General features: G+C 73.0%; 17 protein-coding genes. 10 read left to right on the forward strand and 7 right to left on the reverse strand.

The genetic code is table 11. The features are described 5' to 3' along the window. Positions 1-332 precede the first annotated feature (332 nt). Both U8525_RS23640 and U8525_RS23645 read right to left on the reverse strand, forming a co-directional pair. The gene (locus U8525_RS23640; RefSeq protein ID WP_374268562.1) at positions 333-1,799 is read right to left on the reverse strand and encodes a hypothetical protein; all 1,467 of its coding nucleotides are present in this window, start codon (positions 1,797-1,799) and stop codon (positions 333-335) included. Positions 1,800-1,904: 105 nt separating this feature from the next. After that, complete coding sequence (locus U8525_RS23645; RefSeq protein WP_374268563.1) at positions 1,905-3,392, reverse strand: glutamate--cysteine ligase; 1,488 nt, start codon at positions 3,390-3,392, stop codon at positions 1,905-1,907. Positions 3,393-3,559: 167 nt separating this feature from the next. Here U8525_RS23645 and rlmN point away from each other — a divergent pair, with 167 nt between their 5' ends. Next, positions 3,560-4,636, forward strand: a complete 1,077-nt coding sequence (rlmN, locus tag U8525_RS23650) for a 23S rRNA (adenine(2503)-C(2))-methyltransferase RlmN (protein WP_374268564.1) — start codon at positions 3,560-3,562, stop codon at positions 4,634-4,636. 200 nt (positions 4,637-4,836) lie between these two features. After that, on the forward strand, positions 4,837-5,223 hold the full coding sequence (locus U8525_RS23655; RefSeq protein WP_374268565.1) for a hypothetical protein: 387 nt from the start codon (positions 4,837-4,839) through the stop codon (positions 5,221-5,223). Positions 5,224-5,238: 15 nt separating this feature from the next. On the opposite strand, the gene U8525_RS23660 is transcribed toward U8525_RS23655, so the two are convergent. Continuing rightward, positions 5,239-6,849 carry an adenylate/guanylate cyclase domain-containing protein gene (locus U8525_RS23660; protein ID WP_374268566.1) on the reverse strand — a complete coding sequence of 537 codons (1,611 nt, stop codon included), beginning with the start codon at positions 6,847-6,849 and terminating at the stop codon, positions 5,239-5,241. A 33-nt stretch (positions 6,850-6,882) separates the two neighbouring features. Continuing rightward, entirely contained in the window at positions 6,883-7,737 is an 855-nt protein-coding gene (locus U8525_RS23665; protein WP_374268567.1) for a metallophosphoesterase, read from the reverse strand. 88 nt (positions 7,738-7,825) lie between these two features. Between U8525_RS23665 and gluQRS the strand changes: the two genes are divergently transcribed. The 5 genes from gluQRS (at position 7,826) to U8525_RS23690 (ending at position 12,114) form a co-directional block, all read left to right on the forward strand. Next, complete coding sequence (gluQRS, locus tag U8525_RS23670) at positions 7,826-8,764, forward strand: tRNA glutamyl-Q(34) synthetase GluQRS (RefSeq protein ID WP_374268568.1); 939 nt, start codon at positions 7,826-7,828, stop codon at positions 8,762-8,764. 156 nt (positions 8,765-8,920) lie between these two features. Next, the gene (locus tag U8525_RS23675) at positions 8,921-9,868 is read left to right on the forward strand and encodes a hypothetical protein (protein WP_374268569.1); all 948 of its coding nucleotides are present in this window, start codon (positions 8,921-8,923) and stop codon (positions 9,866-9,868) included. 72 nt (positions 9,869-9,940) lie between these two features. After that, positions 9,941-10,588: an AgmX/PglI C-terminal domain-containing protein gene (locus U8525_RS23680; protein ID WP_374268570.1), complete on the forward strand. Its 648-nt coding sequence runs from the start codon at positions 9,941-9,943 to the stop codon at positions 10,586-10,588. Positions 10,589-10,634: 46 nt separating this feature from the next. After that, entirely contained in the window at positions 10,635-11,474 is an 840-nt protein-coding gene (locus U8525_RS23685; RefSeq protein WP_374268571.1) for a GNAT family N-acetyltransferase, read from the forward strand. Between the two features lie 13 nt (positions 11,475-11,487). Further along, on the forward strand, positions 11,488-12,114 hold the full coding sequence (locus U8525_RS23690) for a tRNA-(ms[2]io[6]A)-hydroxylase (protein ID WP_374268572.1): 627 nt from the start codon (positions 11,488-11,490) through the stop codon (positions 12,112-12,114). A 3-nt stretch (positions 12,115-12,117) separates the two neighbouring features. Here U8525_RS23690 and U8525_RS23695 read toward each other — a convergent pair whose 3' ends face one another. Next, entirely contained in the window at positions 12,118-13,923 is a 1,806-nt protein-coding gene (locus tag U8525_RS23695; protein ID WP_374268573.1) for an SLC13 family permease, read from the reverse strand. A 266-nt stretch (positions 13,924-14,189) separates the two neighbouring features. On the opposite strand from U8525_RS23695, the gene U8525_RS23700 reads away from it, so the two are divergent. The 3 genes from U8525_RS23700 to U8525_RS23710 all read left to right on the forward strand — a co-directional run bounded on the left by U8525_RS23700 (position 14,190) and on the right by U8525_RS23710 (position 18,390). After that, a complete protein-coding gene (locus U8525_RS23700) occupies positions 14,190-15,983 on the forward strand; it encodes a phosphoenolpyruvate carboxykinase (GTP) (protein ID WP_374268574.1) in 1,794 nt (597 codons plus the stop codon). A gap of 137 nt (positions 15,984-16,120) precedes the next feature. Beyond that, positions 16,121-16,951: a tetratricopeptide repeat protein gene (locus U8525_RS23705; RefSeq protein ID WP_374268575.1), complete on the forward strand. Its 831-nt coding sequence runs from the start codon at positions 16,121-16,123 to the stop codon at positions 16,949-16,951. Next, positions 16,951-18,390 carry an ABC transporter substrate-binding protein gene (locus tag U8525_RS23710; RefSeq protein WP_374268576.1) on the forward strand — a complete coding sequence of 480 codons (1,440 nt, stop codon included), beginning with the start codon at positions 16,951-16,953 and terminating at the stop codon, positions 18,388-18,390. Before U8525_RS23705 ends, U8525_RS23710 begins: the two co-directional genes overlap by 1 nt. Here the strand turns inward: U8525_RS23710 and U8525_RS23715 are convergent. Both U8525_RS23715 and U8525_RS23720 read right to left on the reverse strand, forming a co-directional pair. Next, a complete protein-coding gene (locus tag U8525_RS23715) occupies positions 18,368-19,792 on the reverse strand; it encodes a pyridoxal phosphate-dependent aminotransferase (RefSeq protein WP_374268577.1) in 1,425 nt (474 codons plus the stop codon). The two genes, U8525_RS23710 and U8525_RS23715, sit on opposite strands and share 23 nt — an antisense overlap. Further along, complete coding sequence (locus U8525_RS23720; RefSeq protein ID WP_374268578.1) at positions 19,789-20,067, reverse strand: hypothetical protein; 279 nt, start codon at positions 20,065-20,067, stop codon at positions 19,789-19,791. The genes U8525_RS23715 and U8525_RS23720 overlap by 4 nt, the downstream gene beginning before the upstream one ends. Between the last annotated feature and the right edge of the window lie 20 nt (positions 20,068-20,087).

Consider the following 20,087-nt stretch of genomic DNA (forward strand, 5'->3'; position numbering starts at 1 on the left):
AGCATGGGAACCGGATGTCGCGGGGCCTGCGCAAGGGCGCGGAGGACGAAGGCTGAGGTGCAGGCGCCCGTGGAGCGCGGGAACCGGATGTCGCGGGGCCTGCGCACGGGCCCCGAGAGCGAAAGCCGAGGTGCGGGCACCCGCGGGGCGTGGGAGCCAGCTGCCCCGGGGCCCGCGCACGGGCCCGGAGGACCCGAGCCGAGTCCGGCCCGCACGATGCGGCAGCCCTCTCGCGGGCGTCCTGCTCAAGCACCTCTCGCGGCCCCAGCCAAGGCGGCGCCAGCACCGGAGAGGCGGGCGCCGCGAGCGCCCCACCCTCGGCGCCGCGCACCTCAGTTCCAGACGAACAGCCGGTGCACCTGCGCCGCGTCGTCGCCCAGCGCGTCCATCAGGGCCAGCTTCGCGGGGCCGGGCAGCTCCACGCCGCCGCGCGCGCAGCGGGCCGCCTCCTCCACGGCGAAGGTGGGCGCCTTGCAGTACGCGTCCCGCCAGCGCTCGATGAGCGACGCGAAGAAGGTCTGCTCGTAGCCGCGCAGCTGGCCGTCCAGCCAGCCCTCCTTGTCGGGCCGCTCGAAGCGCTGCGGCCGCACGCCGCCGGGCTCGAAGGTGATGTCGTGCTCGTAGCCGGAGGCCGCCAGGGACCGCTCGGCCTTCACCGCCAGCGGCGCGTGCCGCTCCTGGAGGAGGCCCTGGGCCACCACCGCGAAGTGGTACTCCACGCCCCGCAGCTGCGCGTGGTAGTCGAACGAGCGCGACACGTCGCGGTACCGCGTCACCTCCACCGTCGTCTTGTACTCCACCGTCTTCGTCTGGCGGACGAGGCGCTTCTTCATCACGCCCTGCTCTTCGTAGGACTCCTCCACCGTGTACGGCACCTCCGCCGTCGCGGTGCGGTCCTCGTGGTCCGTGTACGGGACCTGCTCCGTCCACGGCGCCGTCAGCGTCACCGGCTCGCTGATGCGCCGCTCGCTCAGGCTGCCGGCGATGGTCAGCGGCGCGTGGCGCGGGGACGCCTCCGAGTACCAGGGCGAGGCCTCGAACGCGCCCGACAGCCGCGTCGTCAGGTACCGCACCACGTCGTCGCTGATGCCCTCCACGGACACCTGCCACGTGGGCACGCCCAGCGCCTCCGGGAACATGTCCGCGCGAGGCGCGGGCTGCTGGTAGTGCCCGCAGTAGCGGGCCACCAGCTCCGCCCAGTGCTGCGCGCCGCCGGACAGCGACTGCTTCAGCTTCGCGCACGTCTCCACGCCGCCCTGCGCCACCGCCTCCTCCACGTCGCGGCGGATGGGCGCCATCTCCGGGTTCGCCAGCAGCGCGCGCTTGCGCGCCAGGTGCGACTCCGCCGTCAGCGCGTGGCCCTGCCTCGCGGGCTCGATGATGAGCTGGCGCAGGTGCTGGTGCGTGCCCGCCATCTCCTCCAGCAGCGAGCTCTCCATGCCGCCATCCAGCTTGGAGCTCCACTTCACCTTGTAGGAGAAGAACTGCTCCAGGTCCCTCTCCGCGTCCTCGTCCCGCCCCTCCACGCGCGCCTGGCGGGCCTGGGTGAGCAGCTGTGACAGGCCGCGCCAGCGCAGGTCCGCCAGCGACGCGCGGTACTCCGGGTTGTTGGGCTCGTCCTGCACCAGCTTCACGTAGACCTCGGCCGCCTCGACGAAGCGGCCCTTCTCCGCCAGGTCGTTGGCCTTGCCCCGGAGGGTCGAGCACGCGGACAGCAGGCCCGCGCACAGGAGCGCGGGCGCGAGGAGGGGCCTCCGGCGCGCGCCGGAGCGGAACGAAGCGAGGAGCGAAGCAATCACGGGAACGGCACCCTTCAGCGCGAGGCGCGAGGCACCGCAGGCTGACCCACGGCTGGCCGCGATTATTCACCGCGACCGCCCCGTCCCGACAAGGCCCCCGGGCCGTCAGCGCTCCACCGGCCAGGTGTGCACCGGCAGCCCCTCCTCCGACAGCTCCAGGTAGCGCTCCAGCATGGCCGCCAGCGCGTCCTGGCGGGGCATGTGGGCCTCCAGCCGCTCCAGCACCGCCCGCTGCCAGCGAGCCCCCGTGCGCCGGAGCGCCACGCGCTGGGCGATGAGGTCCAGCAGCGCCTCCGCCTCCGAGGCCTCCACCCCTGCCCCCACCAGCCCGCGCCGCGCCACCGGCAGCAGCTGCTTCACCAGCTCCACCGCCGGCATCACCCGCGGGCTGGGCGCGGTCTCCGCGGGCCAGAGCAGCGTCGCGCCCAGGCCGTGATGCGCCGCCTGCTTGAAGTTGCGCCGCGCCTGCCAGAACGGCAGCGCCGGCAACAGCGCGTCCACGCGCTCCGCCAGCCCCAGCGTCAGCCCCAGCAGGAACGCGCCGTTGGCCACCATGTCCACCGGCGTGGGGCCCGAGGGCAGCGCGCGGAACTCGATGCGCACGTGGCCCGCTCCGTGCGGATCATAGATGGCCCGGTTCCACGACCAGACGGTCCCCTGGTGCAGCCGCAGCTCCTCCAGCTTCGGCAGGCCGCCCGCGGCCACCACCTCCAGCGGGGACTCCCGCCCCAGCACCGGCAGCAGCGCGGGGTAGAGCGCCACGGCCTCCGCGAACAGCTCGAGCGGCCCCTCGCGCACCCAGCCGTGTCCGAACGTCACGCGCGGGTGCAGGTGCGCGGCCTCGTCGCTCTCGCTCCGGTCGTCGGTGGCCTGCTGGAAGAGCGCCACGCGCGTCTCCTCCCACAGCCGCTTGCCCAGGAACACCGGCGAGTTGCCGCACGCGGCCAGCACCGGCGCGGTGGCCAGCTGCGCGGCGTTGTAGACGCGCGCGAAGTCCTCCGGGGCCACGCGCAGGTGGAGCTGGAGCGACGTGTTCGCCCCCTCCAGCGTCACGTCCTCCCAGGCGAGGTTGAGCGTGTCGTCGCCCGCGATGGCCACCTGGAAGGGCCCGTCGCGCCGCTTGCGGATGGCCGCGGACAGCGCCCGGTAGCGCGGCCGCGGCGTGAGCGCGTTCTTGCCCAGGTCCGCCTGCCGCAGCGTGGGCAGGATGCCCACCGCCGCCACGCGCGCGCCCTCCGTCGCCGCCGCGCGCCGGAGCTCCGTCAGCACGTCCTCCAGCTGGGCCTGGAGCCCGGTGAACGGCCGCCCCGCCAGCGGCGAGGGGCGCAGGTTCATCTCCATGTTGAAGCGGTCGAGCTCCAGCGTCAGCCGGTCGTCCCTCGACCGCGCCAGCACCTGCTGGTTCACCGGCAGCGGCGAGCCCGCGCCGTCCACCAGCGCCACCTCCAGCTCCGCGCCCAGCGTCGCGGGCCCCGCACCGAAGCCGGGACGCACGAGCACCTGCCGCAGCGCCTCCAGGCTCTCCGCGAGCCGCGCCACGAACCGCTCGTGCTCCTCCGGCGTGAACGCCTCCTGCTGGATGGCCAGACCCATAGGCCCTCCACGATTGGCACGGCGCGGCGCGCTGGCACGCGAGGTGTCACCCGCTGGACGCCGCCACGTTCCACGGGGACGCGCCCGGCCTCCGCGCTCCCCCGGCCGCCCCCCAGGCCGGCGGACCCGGGTGCGCGGGCGTCGGGTGTGTTATCCCAGGTCCCGTCATGCCGGACGCCACCGTCAACCTCTACGACCTGCCCCGCCCCGCGCTGGACGCGCGGCTCGCCGGCTGGGGCTTCAGCCCCCAGTACCGCGAGCGCGTGTGGACGGGCCTGTACCGCGACGGCGTCACCGCGCTGGGCGACGTGGCGGGCCTGCGCCCGGACCTCCAGGCCGCGCTCCAGGAGCGCGCGCACCTGGGCGCGCTCGGCACGCACCACGAGAGCTTCAGCAGCGACGGGCTCACCCACAAGCTGCTCCTGCGCCTGCGCGACGCGCAGACCATCGAGACGGTGCTGATGCGCTTCAAGGGCCGCGCCACCGTGTGCGTGAGCACGCAGGCCGGGTGCGCCATGGGCTGCGTCTTCTGCGCCACCGGACAGATGGGCCTGTCGCGCCACCTGACGCCGGGAGAGATCGTGGGACAGGTGCTCCACGTCACGCGCCTGCTGCGCGCGCGAGGGGAGTCCTTGCGCAACATCGTGCTCATGGGCATGGGCGAGCCCCTGCACAACTACGAGCACACCATGGCCGCGGTGGACATCCTCGTGGACCCCAAGGGCCTGGCGCTCGCGCCGCGCTTCATCACCCTGTCCACCGTGGGCGTGGTGCCCGGCATCCTCCGGCTCGCGGACGAGGCCCGCCCGGTGCAGCTCGCGGTGAGCCTCCACGGCGCGACGGACGCCGAGCGCGCCGCGCTGGTGCCCGCGGGCCGCCGCTGGCCGCTCCAGGAGCTGATGGACGCGTGCCGCTACTACGTGGCCAGGCGCAGGCGCCGCATCTTCTTCGAGTGGACGCTCATCGCCGGCCGCAACGACACCGCGGAGCACGCGCACCACCTGGGGCGGCTGCTCCAGGGGATGGACGCGCACGTGAACGTCATCCCGCTCAACCCCACGGTGGGCTATGACGGCGGGCCCAGCGTCCCTGACGCGGTGCGCGCGTTCCAGGCCGTGCTCACGTCGCACGGCGTGCCCAGCACCGTGCGCCAGCGTCGGGGCATCGACATCGACGCGGGCTGCGGCCAGCTCAAGGCCGCCGTGGAGCGCAAGCCCCGCCGCTCCCTCCCCGTCGCTTCCTGAGCAGCGTGCGGGGTCGCATGGCACACCCCCGCCCCGCCATGTCACCCTGAAGCGCTAGCGTCCGCCCCGCCCGCACGTGCGTCACGAGGTGTGTGCGGGACGCGGATGTTCGTGGGCCCTTGCGTGGCATGGGCTCGTGGGCACATTCTTTGACGACGGCTTCCACGCAACCCCAACGGCTTCTCCGGCGGAGGTGGGCAATGCTTTCCATCCAGGAGCACGGCACGGTGGAAGAGGCGAGCAGCGAGCTGCTCGACTTCATCCTGATCCCCGACAACTGGCTCGAGCAGGCGCCCGCGCAGCCCGAGGGCTCCGCCGCGTGGCCGGCGCAGGACACCCAGTACCAGCGCCGCGTGGGCCCGCTGCGCATCTGTGCGTCGGTGGACGTGGCCCCGTCCCTGGACGTGGTGCTGCACATCGCCTTCCGCGCGCCGGGGCTCACGCCGCTCAAGGCGGCGGACCACCTGGAGAACTTCCTCAAGCAGCGCCTGCCGCTGACGCCCAACAGCGAGTGGCAGGTGGAGGTGGACGAGCGCCGGTGGATCCACTTCTCCCGCCGCTACGCGGGCACGCACCTGCTCGCCTGAAGCGGCCCGCGCGCGCTACGGCAGCAGCCGGTAGTGCCGCAGCGGCTGGGCCACGTTCTTCACCGGCGATTCCGTGAGGGGGCCAAAGTGGAGCTTGCGCACGAAGGGCTCCTGGGACTGCTTCAGCGCCTCGTGCACGCTCTCCATCACCAGCGTCTCACGGAAGCCCGCCAGCGACTGCAGGCGCGCGGTCTGGTTCATGCCGCTGGAGAACGCGGTGTAGTTGCGGTTGGGCCCGAAGAGGCCGCAGTTCGCGGTGGCCAGGTTCACGCCCACCGCCACGCCCAGCCCCGGCAGCTTCACCCGCCGGCACAGCGCGGCCACCTCCTCGCGTCCGCTCAGCTCCGCGGTGAAGGCCTGGATGTCCTGCGCGGCGCGCACGGCGGCCTCCGCGCGGCGCACGCGGTCCGTCTGGAAGAAGGGCGGGCCGAAGAGGCCGATGACGCAGTCGCCCACCATCTTGTCGAAGACGCCGCCGTGCGCCCAGATGCGGTCCACGGCGCGCGCGCTCCACTCGTCCACGAAGCGGCCGATGCTGCGCGGGCTGTCGAAGCCCTGCTCGCAGATGCGGGTGAAGCCGTTGATGTCCGCGAACAGGATGCCCACCTCCTGCTCCTGCGCGCGCAGGTGCCGCGCGTAGTCCGGGTCCTCCAGGAGCGCGTCGATGGCCACCGTGGGGAAGAACTGCGACAGGTGGATGCGCTCGCGGTTGTAGTCCAGCAGGCGCTGGCTCAGCGTGGAGGCCAGCACGCGGATGAGGTCCATCGCGTACGCGGAGAAGCCCTCGTTGCTCCAGACGATGATCTTGCCCAGGGGCTCGCTGCGCGCGGCCGCGGAGATGAGCACCGCCTCCGTGGTGCGCCCGTCGAACAGGCGCTTGAGCACGCCCGCGTCCCCGTGCAGCAGCCGCGTGCCGTGCTGGTGCAGCAGCGTCTCCAGCGGGGCGCTGGGCTGCTCTCCGCTCTCGTACTCCAGCTGCCCGTGGCGGTACGTGCGGTAGTGCAGCACCTGCGGCTGCACGGCGTCGCGGTACAGGAGCAGGAAGCCCGGCAGCCGCACCCGCTGCGACAGCGTGCGCACCGCGTGGTCCATGCCCGCCTCGAAGACGGGGTTGGCCAGGTGCTCGTTGCACTGGAGGATGAGCTGGTGCTTCTCCGACGCGGTGTGGACCAGCATCAGCACCGTGTCCAGCTCCTCCGCCACCACGTCCAGCGCGCGCAGGCGCCCCGCGGTGGTGCCCGCATCGCCGGGCGGCCCCGCGTAGAGCACGCCCAGCGTGCCCACCGGTGAGCCCGCCACGTCCAGCGTCTGGGTGATGAGCGTGCCCGTGTCGTGGACGCGCTGCCCCACGGGCCCCGCCAGCAGCCCGCCGGGGAAGACGCCGCCCCAGTCGCCCTCGCCCCAGGTCTGCTCCACCAGCTCCTCGTCGCGCGTGGTGAGGGCGATGGCGCGCGCGCCCAGGCGCGAGAGCAGCGTGGGGAAGCAGCGCCGGAAGCACTGGGTGAGCGTCTCGCGCTCCCGGAGGCTCTCCTCCAGGAGGTCGTCCGTGACGCGGCCCAGCTCGCGCAGGAAGCGGTGCTCCTCCAGGGACAGCTCAGCGGGTGGGGACGTGGGCGCCGGGGTCATGTGCGCCCCTTGTACCGCCGCCCGGGGGAACTGTCACAGCGCCGGGACGTGCTGGGTGCCGCCCACCACGACGCCGCCCTCGACCTCGATGAGCCAGTAGCCCTCCTTCCCCGCCTGGGTGGAGGAGCCCGCGCCGAACAGGTGGGGCCGGTCCCGCGTGGCCGGGTGGTGGTAGCGCTGGTGGATGTGGCCGTGGAGCACCGCGAAGCGCGGGCCCGGCAGGAGCTTCAGGAGGGCGTCCGCGTCATGCAGGCCGTGGTGCCAGCCGTCCGCGTGGTTCGCGGAGCTCCGGGGCGCGTGGTGCACCACCACCAGGATGGCGCGGCCGTCCAGCCGGGCGTCCTTCAGCAGGGCCGCCAGGCCCTCGAGCTGCGCGGGGCCCACGGTGCCGTAGGACAGGCCCGGCGTGGGCAGCGGGCGCGCGGAGCACAGCCCCACCACCGCGGCGCCCTCGCCCACCAGGCGCACGAAGGGGAACGCGCCCTCGCGGCGGTACTCCGGCAGGTCGCTCTGGAGCAGGTCCCCGAAGTGCCGGGCGAAGCGGCCCTCGCGGGCGGCGCCGGGGGTGAAGACGTCGTGGTTGCCGGGGATGACGGTGCAGCGCGCGGGCGTGGGCGCCAGGGGCGAGAGCGCGACGCGGGCGGCGCGGAACTCGCCCTCCAGGGCGTAGGCGGTGAGGTCGCCGGAGAGGATGAAGTGGTCCACGCCGTGCGCGCCCGCCTCGCGGGCGATGGTGGACAGCGTGGCCCGCGCGTTCCGGTAGGCCTTCGCCCGGCCCCCCGCCGTCAGCTCGACGAGCGCCACCCAGCGGCGCCAGCCCAGCTTGCGCAGCGGCAGGGCGAAGTAGTCCTCGGTGATGTGGACATCGGAGCAGTGCAGGAAGCGCATGGAGGGAGTCACACCCCAAGCAACGGAGGGAAGCAACGGGGCATTCTCTCCCTGCCCCGCGGGCGGGGACGTTATGGTCCCCGCCACGATGCGAGGACGCTTCGCCCCCAGCCCCACCGGCCGCATGCACCTGGGCAACGTGAGAAGCGCGCTGCTGGGCTGGCTCCAGGCGCGGGCCGCGGGCGGCGCGTTCCTCCTGCGCATCGAGGACCTGGACCGCGCGCGCTGCCGCCCCCAGTTCCTCCAGGACCTCTACGAGGACCTGCGCTGGCTGGGCCTGGACTGGGACGAGCCGCCGCTCATCCAGAGCGAGCGCGACGGCGTCTACCGCGAGGCCCAGGAGCAGCTCGCGCGAGAGGGGCTCATCTACCCGTGCTTCTGCACGCGCGCGGAGATCGCCCGCGCGGCGAGCGCCCCCCACGGCCTGTCCGACGAGGGCCCGCGCTACCCGGGCACCTGCGCGCGCCTCACCGCCGCGCAGGCCTCGGAGCGCGCCCGCACGCGCCCCCCCGCGTACCGCTTCCGCGCGCGCGAAGGCGAGGTGCGCTTCGTGGACGAGCTGATGGGCCCCTACGTCCAGGACGTGCGGGCGCTGGTGGGGGACTTCGTGGTGCGCCGCAACGACGGCGTGGCCAGCTACCAGCTGGCGGTGGTGGTGGACGACGCGGCCAGCGGCATCACCCACGTGCTGCGCGGGGACGACCTGCTGCCCTCCACGCCCCGGCAGCTCCAGCTCTACGCCGCGCTGGGCCTGCCCGCGCCCGCGTTCCTCCACGTGCCGCTGGTGCTGGGCGAGGACGGCAAGCGGCTGGCGAAGCGCGACGGGGCGTTCGCGCTCGCGGAGCTGCGGGCGCGCGGCCGGCCTCCCGAGCAGGTCCTGGGCCTGCTCGCCGCCTGGAGCGGCCTGGGCGACGGCGGCCCGGTGACCCTGCCCGCGCTCGTCGCGCGCTACCGCACGGACGCGCTGCCTCGCGCGCCGGTGGTGGCGCGCGAGGCACTGCTCCTCGACGCGCTCGGCCTGCGCTGAGGCGCCCCGGCCGTCCACCCCACCCTCCGGGGTGGAGCGACCGTGAGGCGGTGGAAAGAAGGGCCGTGCACCGTGCACACCTTCCCTCCAGACACGTCCGTCCCAGCCGTGCCCGAGCGCGGCCGGACGGCACACGGGAAGCGAGGGTGAAGTCCTATGGCAGCCATTGTCGAGAGCGAACGCGCCGGCATCATCCCAGCGGTGCCGGGCAGTGCGTACAAGCTGAGCTGGGGCGCCATCTTCGGTGGCACCTTCGTCGCGCTGGGCGTCTGGATCCTGCTCTACACGCTGGGGCTGGCGCTGGGCCTGTCTTCGGTGAACCCCGCCAACGCGGCGAGCGCGAAGTCCGCGGGCATCTTCACCGGCATCTGGAGCGTCATCGTCCCGCTCGTGGCCCTCTTCGTGGGCGGCATGGTGGCCGCGCGCAGCGCGGGCATCGTGGACAAGGGGGGAGGCGCGCTGCACGGCGCGGTGCTCTGGGGCCTGACGACGCTCGTCGGCGTCATGGTGGTGGGCATGCTGGTGTCGAACGTGCTGGGCGCCGTGCTCAACGTGGGCAAGGCGGCGGTGGGCGCGGGCGGCACCGCGGCCGTGGGCGCCGTGGCGGGCGGCGGCAACGCCGCGAAGGCGTTCGGCCTGGACGCCAACGACGCGCTCGGGCCGGTGAACCAGCGCCTGCGGCAGGAGGGCAAGCCCGCCATCACCGCGAACCAGCTGGAGGCCGCGACCAAGGACATCGTCACCGAGGGCGTGCGCCAGGGCCGCATGGACCGTGAGCTGCTGGTGAGCAACATCGCGCAGAACACCAACCTGTCGCGCCAGGACGCGGAAGGGGTGGCCGACCGCGTGCAGCAGCAGGTGGACCAGGCCAAGGCCAAGGCCAGCGAGGTGGGCCAGCAGGCGCAGCAGGGCGCGCTGAAGGTGGCGGATCGCTCCGGCCGCGTGTTCTGGGGCATCTTCGCGGGGCTCCTGCTGGGGCTCGTCGCGGCGGTGCTCGGCGCCACGCTGGGGGTCAGCCGCAGGCAGCGCATCCGGGCCGAGGGCGCGGTGGTGACGCCCCCGACGACGCCCACGCCCACGTCGCGGCGCGAGGTGTACCCGTAGCCTCGGGCGCTCGCGTGCATCCCCGCTTCACGTCCCCCCGTGAGGCGGGTATGACACGCGGGCTCCCGGCCCATGGCGTCCTCGCACCCCACCGTCGTCCGCTGGCTCCTCATCCCCGGCCTGAGCCTGGGCCTGTTCCTGTTGTTCACGCTGGGGGCCGCGTGGCTGACGCGCTTCACGGACGCGCCGGAGCCATCCGAGCCCGCCGCCCCTCCGCCGCGCGCCACGCCCCCACGAGGGCCCGCCCCCAGCGCGCCCGCGCGCCCCCGGGCCGCCGCCCCCGCCGCGCCCCCGCCGCGCCCCGCCGCGCCGGTGCGAGCGCCGCCGCCCCGCGACGCCCTCGACTTCGACGCGCCGGATCCGCGCCGCGTGGAGGTGGTGGAGCCGGTGGTGGAGGCCTCCTCCGGCCGCATCGACGCGGAGGACCTGCGCCTGGCCCTCCAGGCCGTGACTCCGCTCGTGCAGCAATGTTTCCAGGACGCGGCACAGCGCAACCGGGGCACACAGGAAGTGAAGCTGCGCTTCACCGTGGAGGGCGAGGGCTCCGAGGGGAAGATGAACCGGGGCGAGCTCGTCTCCAGCACCATCCCGGACCCCATGGTGCAGGCGTGCGTGCTGGACTCGCTGCTGGACGCGCGCTTCCCGGCGCCCCGCCTGGGCGGCGCCGCGACGGTGCTCTACCCATTCCGTTTCGCCGCGCCTGGGGACGCTGGCCCGTGAGGTGGGGTTGCGCGTAAGGTTCAGGCCCCTTTCTTCCCCCGCGCGCATGCCCGTCACCGTCGAACAGCTCGCGCCTTCCCACGCGGACGCCCTGCGCGCGCTCCTGGCGAAGGACCCCGTCCACAACCTCTACCTCCTGGGGTTGCTGGAGGAGTTCGGCATCGCCGCGCCGGAGCGCCAGGCCGCCTTCTCCTTCCACGGCCGCTTCGACAACGGCGTCCTCACCGCGGCCGTCTTCGTGGGCGGCGAGGGCGGGCTGGTGGTGCCCAGCGCCAGCGACGCCAGCGCCGCCGGCGTCATCGCGGACGCGCTCGCCACCAGCCTCAAGCTGCGCGCCACCGTGGGGGACAAGGCCGCCGTGGACGCGCTGGTGCGCAGCCTCTGTGAAGGCAAGCCGCGCCTGTCGCGCACCCAGCGGCTGTTCAGCGTCTCCGCGGACGACCTGGGCCCCTTCACCAACCCCACCCTGCGCCTGGCCCGCGAGGAGGACGTGCCCCGCCTGCTGCCCCTGGCCCAGGGCTACGTGCGCGAAATCCTCGAGCGGGATCCGCTGGCCGAGGACCCGGCCCACTACGAGGCCCGCGTCCTCCAGCGCGTGCGCCAGCGCCGCACCTACGTGCTGGAGGAGGGCGGCGAGCTCGTGTTCAAGGTGGACATCGGCTGCCGCTCGCAGTTCGGCGCGGAGCTGGAGGGCATGTACACGCCCCCGTCCCGCCGCCGCCAGGGCCACGCCACGCTGTGCCTGGGGCAGATTTCCCGGCACCTCCTGTCCTCGCTGCCCCGGCTCGCCATGCGCGTGGACGAGCGCGACGAGAGCACCGCCCGCATCGCGCGCAAGGTGGGCTACCACGCCGGCCGCGCCCAGCGGCTCGTGCTGGTGGAGTAATCGAGCCCTTGAAATGAGCAGCCGCCCCACGCCCTCCCGCCGCCCCCTCTCCGGAGCGGGCCCCGTCATCCTCCACGCGCCCACCGACCCCGGCTGGCTCCCGCTGGCGCTCGCGAACTTCGACGCGGTGCTGGTGGACCACGCCCACTGTGAGAAGAAGGCCGCCGCCAACGCGCTGTCCATGCTCCAGGCCTACCCGGACCTGCCGGGCCTGCCGTCGCAGATGGCCCGCCTGGCGCGCGAGGAGAGCGCCCACCTGGCGCGCGTGCTGGACCTGATGGCCGCGCGCGGCCTCACCCTCACCAAGGACGCCGGAGACCCGTACGCGCAGGGCCTGCAGAAGCACGTGCGCACGCCCGCCCTGGAGCGGCGCGTGGACCGCCTGCTCGTCGCCGCCATCATCGAAGCGCGCTCGTGCGAGCGGCTGTCCCTGCTCGCGGAGGGGCTCACCGACCCGGCGCTCGCGCGCTTCTACGGGGAGCTGGCCCAGTCCGAGGACGGCCACCAGTCCCTCTTCCACCGCCTGGCCGTCACCGCGTCCGACGGGGACGCGGCCGCCGTGGACGCGCGCCTCCAGCACCTGCTCGCGCAGGAGGCGCGCGTGCTCGCGGACGTGGGGCTGCGCGCCGCCATCCACTGAGCCTCACGCGGCCCCGTGGAACGGCCACACCCAGGGCACGGCGAAGACGAGGAACACCACCAGCACCGCGGTCAGCGGCGTGCCCAGCCGGAAGAAGTCGGTGAAGCGGTAGTGGCCGGGCCCGTAGACGAGCACGCAGCTGGGCTCCAGCGGCGTGATGAAGGAGCAGCTCGCCGCCAGCGTGACGCCCATGGCGAAGGGGCGCACGTCCACGCCCAGCTGGGAGGCCGCGTTGAGCGCCACCGGCAGCACCACCAGCGCCGCGGCCTGGTTGCTCATGGGCGCGGACAGCAGGATGGTCAGCACCATCAGCAGCGCCAGCACCGCGCGCGGCCCGCCGTACGCGCCCAGCCGGGCCACGTGGTCTCCGATGAGCTTCCCCGCGCCGCTCACCTCCATGGCCAGCCCCAGCGCCATCATCGCGCCGATGAGCAGCACCACCCGCCAGTCCACGCGGAACGCGGTGCGCGCGTCCATGCACCCGGTGGCGATCATCAGCAGCATGCCGGTGAGCCCCGCCAGCGACAGCGGCGCCCAGCCCAGCGAGCCCACCGTCAGCGAGCCCAGGAAGATGAGCACCGCGAGCAGCGCCTTCGCGTAGCGCGGCGGCTCGTACTCGTGGCCCTCCAGCACCATCAGCGTGTGGCCCGGCTCCAGCTCCGCCACCTTCTGACGCGGGCCGCGCAGGAGCAGCACGTCCCCCACGGACAGGGGCAGCGTGGACATCGAGTGCTCGTCCCACGCGCGCCCCAGGAGCTGCAGCTTGGTGAGCCGCTGGATGGCGGGCCGGCGGTGCAGCCCCAGCGCCAGCAGCCCGAAGCGCTCCACGAACAGCGTCTCCCGCAGGCTGCGCCCCACCAGCGGGCTGTCGGGCGGCACGCTCGCCTCCACGAGCATCGACTCCGGCCCCTCCAGCTCCGCGTCCGACAGCCGCACGTCCGGCCGCAGCGCGAGGCCCCGCAGGTCCTTCACCCGCATGACGTCCTCGCGCTTGCCCTCCACCAGCAGCCGCTCCTGGCCCGTCAGCACGTAGGACGGCTTCGCGTCGAGCGTCTCGCCGCCGAGCACCACGCCAATCACGCGCAGCCCCAGCCCCTCCGTGAGCTCCGCCAGGGGCTGGCCCACGTAGCGCGAGTCCCCGGGCAGCACGGCCTCCGTGAGGTAGTCGCGCAGCGCGAAGCCCTCGGTGCCCGGCTTGCCCTCGCGCGAGGGCAGCAGCCACCGCCCCAGGAGCACCACCACGGCGATGCCCAGCAGCACCACCGGCAGCCCCACCGGCGCCAGCTCCGTCACGCCGATGGGCGCCATCCCGTGCCGCTTCAGCGCCGCGGACACCACCAGGTTCGTGGACGTGCCGAAGAGCAGCACCGTGCCCCCCAGCATGGACGCGTACGCCAGCGGCAGCAGCACCTTGCTGCGCGGCACCTTCGCCCGCTGCGCGGCGCCAATGGCCACCGGCAGGAAGGCCGCCGTCGTCACCGTGTTGGAGATGAACGACGAGAACACCGCCACCACGCCCATCATCGCCAGGACGAACGCCTGGTGGCCGAAGCGCGCGAAGAACGCCATCCGCTGCCCCACCATCTGCACCACGCCCGTGGAGGCGAGCCCCTGGGTCATCGCCAACAGCGTGAAGATGAAGACGACCGTGTCGTCGCTGAAGCCCTCGAACGCCTGCGCCGGCGTCAGCACCCCGGCGAGCGACAGCAGGCACACCACCACCAGCGAGGTGAACTCGATGGGGATGGAATCCAGGGAAAAGAGGACCAGCGCGACGACGACGACGGCCAGGACGAGGGCGATGGACATAAGTGCGGATGCGCCCCCTCAACCTGGGCACGGCGCGGCGCGCTGCCAGCATGTGCCGCACCGCGCCGTTTACTGATGGGCGACCGGGCGCTGATAAGTGGAATTAGGCCAAAGGGGTCGAAAGTCCGGTTGACTGCCGGACGTCAGTTGCTTTTGCGCCCTGGCTCCAGAAGGTTTGGTGTTCCTTCCGCTGTAGGGTCCTGCCCTTTCGCAAGGAAGCGGGAACGCGGGAAACCCCACGCACGAAACACCCCGAGGAGATCTCCATGGCTTCGACGCAAGCGGCCGCCGCCACCGAGCAGGCGCCCACGAAGAACCCCACCCTGCTGGCGTGGGTGGCCAAGATGGCCGCGATGACCCAGCCGGACCGCATCGTCTGGTGTGACGGCTCCGAGGCGGAGAAGCAGCGCCTCACCGAGCAGGCGGTGAAGGACGGCACGCTCATCCCGCTCAACCCCCAGAAGCGCCCGGGCTGCTACCTGCACCGCTCCAACCCCAACGACGTGGCGCGCGTCGAGCACCTCACGTTCATCTGCACGCCGAACAAGACGGACGCGGGCCCCACCAACAACTGGATGGACCCGGAGGAGGCCTACACGAAGCTGGGCCACCTGTTCGAAGGCTGCATGAAGGGCCGCACCATGTACGTGGTGCCCTACGCCATGGGCCCGCTGGGCAGCCCCTTCACCAAGATCGGCGTGGAGCTGACGGACAGCGACTACGTGGTCCTCAACATGCGGATCATGACCCGCATGGGGAAGGCCGCGCTGGACATGCTGGGCGACAGCGACGACTTCAACCGCGGCCTGCACTCCACGGGCGACGTGAACCCGGACCGCCGCTACATCTGCCACTTCCCCCAGGACAACACCATCTGGAGCTTCGGCTCCGGCTATGGCGGCAACGTGCTGCTGGGCAAGAAGTGCCTCGCGCTGCGCATCGGCAGCTACCTGGGCCGCGAGGAGGGCTGGCTCGCCGAGCACATGCTCATCCTGGGCGTCACCAGCCCCCAGGGTGAGACGACCTACGTCGCCGCCGCCTTCCCGTCCGCGTGCGGCAAGACGAACTTCGCCATGATGATCCCGCCCAAGGAGTACGCGGGCTGGAAGATCGAGACCGTGGGCGACGACATCGCCTGGATGCGCCCGGGCCCGGATGGCCGCCTGTACGCCATCAACCCGGAGGCCGGCTACTTCGGCGTGGTGCCCGGCACCAACAACAAGACCAACCCCAACGCCATGGCGACCATCTCCAAGGACACGCTCTTCACGAACGTGGCGCTCACGCCCGACGGCGACGTCTGGTGGGAGGGCAAGGACGGCGAGGTCCCCGAGGAGCTCACCGACTGGCAGGGCCGCCCCTGGAAGAAGGGCAGCCCGGAGAAGGCGGCGCACCCGAACAGCCGCTTCACCTCGCCCATGAGCAACAACCCGGTGCTGTCGCCCAAGGCGAACGACCCCATGGGCGTCCCCATCAGCGCCATCATCTTCGGCGGCCGCCGCTCCAACACCGTCCCCCTGGTCATCCAGGCCTTCAACTGGACCCACGGCGTGTTCCTGGGCGCCACCATGGGCTCGGAGACCACCGCCGCGGCCACCGGCAAGGTGGGCGTCGTGCGCCGCGACCCCATGGCCATGCTGCCCTTCTGCGGCTACCACATGGGCGACTACCTCCAGCACTGGCTGGACATGCAGAAGTCCATCCCGCAGCTGCCGAAGATCTTCCAGGTCAACTGGTTCCGCCAGGACAAGAACGGCAAGTTCATCTGGCCGGGCTACGGCGAGAACATGCGCGTCCTGGAGTGGATCGTGAACCGCGTCCAGGGCCGCGTCCCCACCCAGGAGACGCTGCTGGGCTGGGTGCCGCGCCAGGACCAGGGCCTCAACCTGAAGGGCCTGGACCTGCCCGCGGAGGCCGTCCAGGAGGCCACCTCCATCAAGGAGGACGAGTGGAAGTCCGAGCTCAAGAGCCAGGAGGTCTTCTTCGAGCAGCTGGGCACCAAGGCCCCCGAGGCGCTGATGCTCCAGCGCAAGCTGCTCATCGCGCGCCTGGACGGCTGATCGCCGCCTGACGCCCGGAAAGGCCCGTCCGGGGCCGCTTCCTCCCCTGGTGCTACAGGGGTGGGGGTGGCCCCTGCGCTTTTTCAGGGGTCCAGCGCTTCGACGGCCGGAGTGTTCAGCGGTAGGCTTCCTGCCCCATGAGACTGGTTTTCGTGTTGTCGCTGGCGCTTGCGCTGGCGCCGGGGTCCGCCCTGGCGCAGCGGGGTGGCTCCAAGGTCAACGTGCAGGCCCTCTTGAAAGAGGGAAAGCGCCTCTACGACGCGGGCAAGTACCGCGAGGCGGCGGAGGCGCTGAAGCAGGCCAACGAGGCGCAGCCGCACCCGCGGCTCGTCTACAACATCGCCGTGGCGCTGGAGTACGCGGGCGAGCCCCGCGAGGCGATGAGCTACTACCGCCAGTACGTCACGTCCTCCAGCGAGGACACCGACCCCACCCTGCTGAAGAACAGCAACCGCGCCATCGACCGGCTCCGCGTGCAGCTGGACCGCGAGGACCAGGCCGCGGCGGCGGCGGACGCGGAGAAGAGGCGCCTGGAGGCGGAGGCGGACGCCGCGCGGCAGCAGGCGGAGGAGGAGCAGGCCACGGCCCGGCGCGCGCAGGAGGAGAGCGAGCGCCAGCGCCAGGCGGAGCTGAACCGCGCCATCAAGTCCTACCGCAACCAGCGCATCGCGGCGTTCGCCACGGGCGGCGTGGCGGTGCTGGGCGTGGGCGCGGGCGTGCTCTTCGGCCTGCAGGCGCGCGACCAGCGCGAGCAGTTCGACAACGCGAAGACGCTCGACGACAAGGAGCGGCTGTCGGACAGCACCAAGAGCAAGGCGCTGCTCGCGGACATCGGCTTCGGCGTGGGGCTCGCGGGGGCCATCACCGCCATCATCCTGTATCCCAAGGAAGGCCCTCCCGCGCAGGGCGAGGTCCGCGTGACGTTCGCGCCGCGCGGCGCCGGGGTCGGCATGGAGGGACATTTCTGATGCGCGCGCTGGGAATGATGACGTTGGGCATGGCGCTGCTTTCGTCCGGGTGCAGCTTCACCACGGCGGGCGGCCTGTCCGAGTGCACGACGAGCAGCGACTGCGGCGCCAACAGCGTCTGCACGTCCGGCTTCTGCCTGCCGCAGCCGGAGGGGTGCGACCAGGTGGTGGGCGCCACGTCCGCGGCCAACCCCATCGTGCTGGGCGCGGCGCTGCCGCTCACCAACGCGAGCGGCAACGCGGAGATCGAACAGCAGCGCTACAACGGCCTGAAGCTGGCCCTGGACGAGGTGAACCAGGCGCAGGGCGTGGGCGGCCGCCAGTTCATCATGTACGTCTGCGACACCGGGGCGGACACGGACAAGGCGGTGCGGCAGGCCAGCTGGATGGTGAACGACAAGGGCGTGGTGGCGATGTTCAGCGCGGGCAGCGCGCAGACGCTCGCCATCCATGAGGTCACCACCCCCAAGAACGTGCTCCTGATGAGCCACACGGCCACGAGCTCCGCGTTCACCACGCTGTCGGACAAGAACGGCGGCGCCGTGGGGCTGGTCTGGCGCACCACGCCCTCGGACGTGCTCCAGGGCCGCGTCATCGCGAACGTGCTCCAGGGCGTCACGGCCATCAACGACCCGGGCGTGACGTTCACCCCGCCGACCAAGGTGGGCGTGGCGTACGTGAGCGACTCGTACGGCACCGGCCTGTTCGACGCCATCCAGAGCCGCATCCCGGACAAGGACAACGTCACGGGCGCGCAGTACACCCGCAACGAGTCCGTGAGCGGCGCGGTGAGCCGGCTGGTGTCCTTCAAGCCGGACATGACGGTGCTGGCGGGCTTCCCCGAGGACAACTCGCGCCTGCTGCTGGAGGCCATGGACAAGCAGGTGGGCATGGCCAACGGCAACCGCTGGTTCCTCACGGACGCCAGCAAGGACCGCACCCTGCTGACCTCCCGGAAGGAGGTCGAGACGGAGCTCTCGGGCACGTACGGCACGGCCCCCGCGTCCGCGCGTCCCAACGACGCCACCTACAAGCTCTTCGCGGACCGCTTCATCACGGCCTACAGCACGGACCCCGGGCAGTACTCCTTCACCACGCACGCGTACGACGCCATGTACCTCGTGGCGCTGGGCTCGGCGTACGCGGTGGGCAATGACACCAACAACCCGCAGCCGGTGACCGGCCCGCGCATCGCGGAGGGGCTCACGAAGCTGACGCCCGCGGCCGGCCAGACGGCGACCAGCTACCCCCTGGGCCCCACGCAGTTCACCGCGGCGCGCGAGGCGCTGCGCGCGGGCACGGTCATCGACGTCAAGGGCGCCAGCGGCGAGCTGAACTTCAACAACGAGACGGGCGAGGCGGCCTCCCCCTACGAGCTGTTCAAGGTGACGGGCACCACCTTCAAGACCATCCAGCTCATCGACCCGCCGACGGACTGAGCACGCGCGCCAGCGGCTCCAGGGCGGCGGTGAAGACCTCGGGCGTCGGCAGGAGCGACAGCACGAGGTACGCGCCGCCGCCGAAGTCGTGGAAGTACCCCGGCTGCACGCGCACCCCCTCCTCCAGGAGCCGCAGGCAGGTGGCCTCCTCTCCGGGGTGATGGGGGATGCGCAGCACCGCGCTCCAGCCGCCGTGCGCGGGCACCACGTCCCACGCGGCGTCCGCCGGGCGCGCTCGCAGCAGCCGCGCCCGGTTGCCCCGCACCCGCGCCAGCAGGGCCCGCTGGAAGCGCGGCGCGTGCGCGAGGAGCGCGGGCAGCGCGAGCTGCACGGGCGTGGCCACCGACAGCGCCGCGTCCGCCACGTCCTCCAGCCGGGCCAGGGCCTCGTCGCGCGCGTGCGCGGGGCCGCCCACGTGCAGCCACGCCAGCTTCATGCCGGGCAGGCCCGCCACCTTGGACAGGCCGGAGAGGCAGAACGTCAGGCACGGCAGCCTCCGCCCCGCCACGCGCGTCACGCGCCCGGGCGCCTCGTCCCACGCGAAGTCGGAGAACACCTCGTCGCAGACGAGCGCCAGGCCGTGCCGCGCGCACACGTCCGCGAGCGCGTGGAGCTCGTCCTCGTGCAGGAAGTGGCCGGTGGGGTTGCCGGGGTTCACCACCACCACCGCGCGCGTGCGGGCGTCCACGGCGGCCTCCACGCGGGCCGCGTCCAGGCCGAAGCCGTGCACGGCGGGCAGGCGGTAGGGGCGCGTCTGGATGGCCTCCAGGCGCGCCAGGACGTCCACCAGCGGGTAGCCCGGCGCGGGCACGAGGACGGTGTCCCCCGGGTCGCACAGGAGCTTCAGGAGCCAGCCGTAGGCCTCGCTGGTGCTGGCGGAGAGGACGACGTGCGCGGCCTCCACGGGCGCGTCCGCCCGGGACAGGTACGCGGCCACGGACGCGCGCGCGGACTCAAGACCGAAGGGCTCCGGCGCGTAGACGAAGGGCGAGGGCGCGGCGCCGCCACCCTCGCCTGTCGGAGCCAACGAGGCGCCGCCCTCGCCTGTCGGCGCCAACGGGGCGCCACCCTCGCCTGTCGGCGCTAACGGGGCGCCACCCTCGCCTGTCGGCGCCAACGGGGCGACGCCCTCGCCTGTCGGCGCCGACGGGGCGACGCCGCGGGCCTCCGACGGCGTCGGGCCGCCGCGCCCGGAGGCGGGCGCGAGTGGAGGGGGAGCAGCGAGTGGAGCGGCCGCGCCCGCCAGCAGGAGCTCCGCGCCGGGGAGGGGCAGCCCCACGCGCGTGGGGTTGGTCTCCGCCAGGTCCAGCAGGGGCAGCCCGCGCGCCTGGCGCTCGGCGACGGCCTGGGAGAGAGGGTTGGGGGTGCGCGGGAAGGCGGTGCGGAGCGAGAAGCGGCTCACAGCCCCGTCTGGAGCATGGCGCTGGCCACGCGGCGGATCAGCTCGCGGCGCAGCTCCAGGCGGCAGTGCTCGATGGCCTTCTCGTGGGGCGGGGGAAGCTCCGCGTCCCGGGTGCGGAGCGCGGTGCGCAGGACCAGCTCGACCTTCGCCGGCTCAATCTGGAACAGCCGCGGACCGTCTTTCTGGAGGAAGTAGGACAGCCCGCGCTTTTCGATGAGCTTCTGGAAGAAGCGCCGGACGTCCGCGAGGAGCGTGATGTCGATGATGTCCGCCATTCGTGGCAGGCGTTCTCGCG

This window comes from Corallococcus sp. RDP092CA (genome assembly GCF_041903675.1).
In the GTDB taxonomy this organism is placed as follows: domain Bacteria; phylum Myxococcota; class Myxococcia; order Myxococcales; family Myxococcaceae; genus Corallococcus.

Coding starts and splice junctions, on each gene's coding strand:
- U8525_RS23645 (WP_374268563.1), bottom strand. CDS start 3,392: ATGGGTCTGGCCATCCAGCAGGAGGCGTTCACGCCGGAGGAGCACGAG.
- U8525_RS23655 (WP_374268565.1), top strand. CDS start 4,837: ATGCTTTCCATCCAGGAGCACGGCACGGTGGAAGAGGCGAGCAGCGAG.
- U8525_RS23660 (WP_374268566.1), bottom strand. CDS start 6,849: ATGACCCCGGCGCCCACGTCCCCACCCGCTGAGCTGTCCCTGGAGGAG.
- U8525_RS23665 (WP_374268567.1), bottom strand. CDS start 7,737: ATGCGCTTCCTGCACTGCTCCGATGTCCACATCACCGAGGACTACTTC.
- rlmN (WP_374268564.1), top strand. CDS start 3,560: ATGCCGGACGCCACCGTCAACCTCTACGACCTGCCCCGCCCCGCGCTG.
- gluQRS (WP_374268568.1), top strand. CDS start 7,826: ATGCGAGGACGCTTCGCCCCCAGCCCCACCGGCCGCATGCACCTGGGC.
- U8525_RS23720 (WP_374268578.1), bottom strand. CDS start 20,067: ATGGCGGACATCATCGACATCACGCTCCTCGCGGACGTCCGGCGCTTC.
- U8525_RS23690 (WP_374268572.1), top strand. CDS start 11,488: ATGAGCAGCCGCCCCACGCCCTCCCGCCGCCCCCTCTCCGGAGCGGGC.
- U8525_RS23695 (WP_374268573.1), bottom strand. CDS start 13,923: ATGTCCATCGCCCTCGTCCTGGCCGTCGTCGTCGTCGCGCTGGTCCTC.
- U8525_RS23675 (WP_374268569.1), top strand. CDS start 8,921: ATGGCAGCCATTGTCGAGAGCGAACGCGCCGGCATCATCCCAGCGGTG.
- U8525_RS23680 (WP_374268570.1), top strand. CDS start 9,941: ATGGCGTCCTCGCACCCCACCGTCGTCCGCTGGCTCCTCATCCCCGGC.
- U8525_RS23685 (WP_374268571.1), top strand. CDS start 10,635: ATGCCCGTCACCGTCGAACAGCTCGCGCCTTCCCACGCGGACGCCCTG.
- U8525_RS23700 (WP_374268574.1), top strand. CDS start 14,190: ATGGCTTCGACGCAAGCGGCCGCCGCCACCGAGCAGGCGCCCACGAAG.
- U8525_RS23710 (WP_374268576.1), top strand. CDS start 16,951: ATGCGCGCGCTGGGAATGATGACGTTGGGCATGGCGCTGCTTTCGTCC.
- U8525_RS23705 (WP_374268575.1), top strand. CDS start 16,121: ATGAGACTGGTTTTCGTGTTGTCGCTGGCGCTTGCGCTGGCGCCGGGG.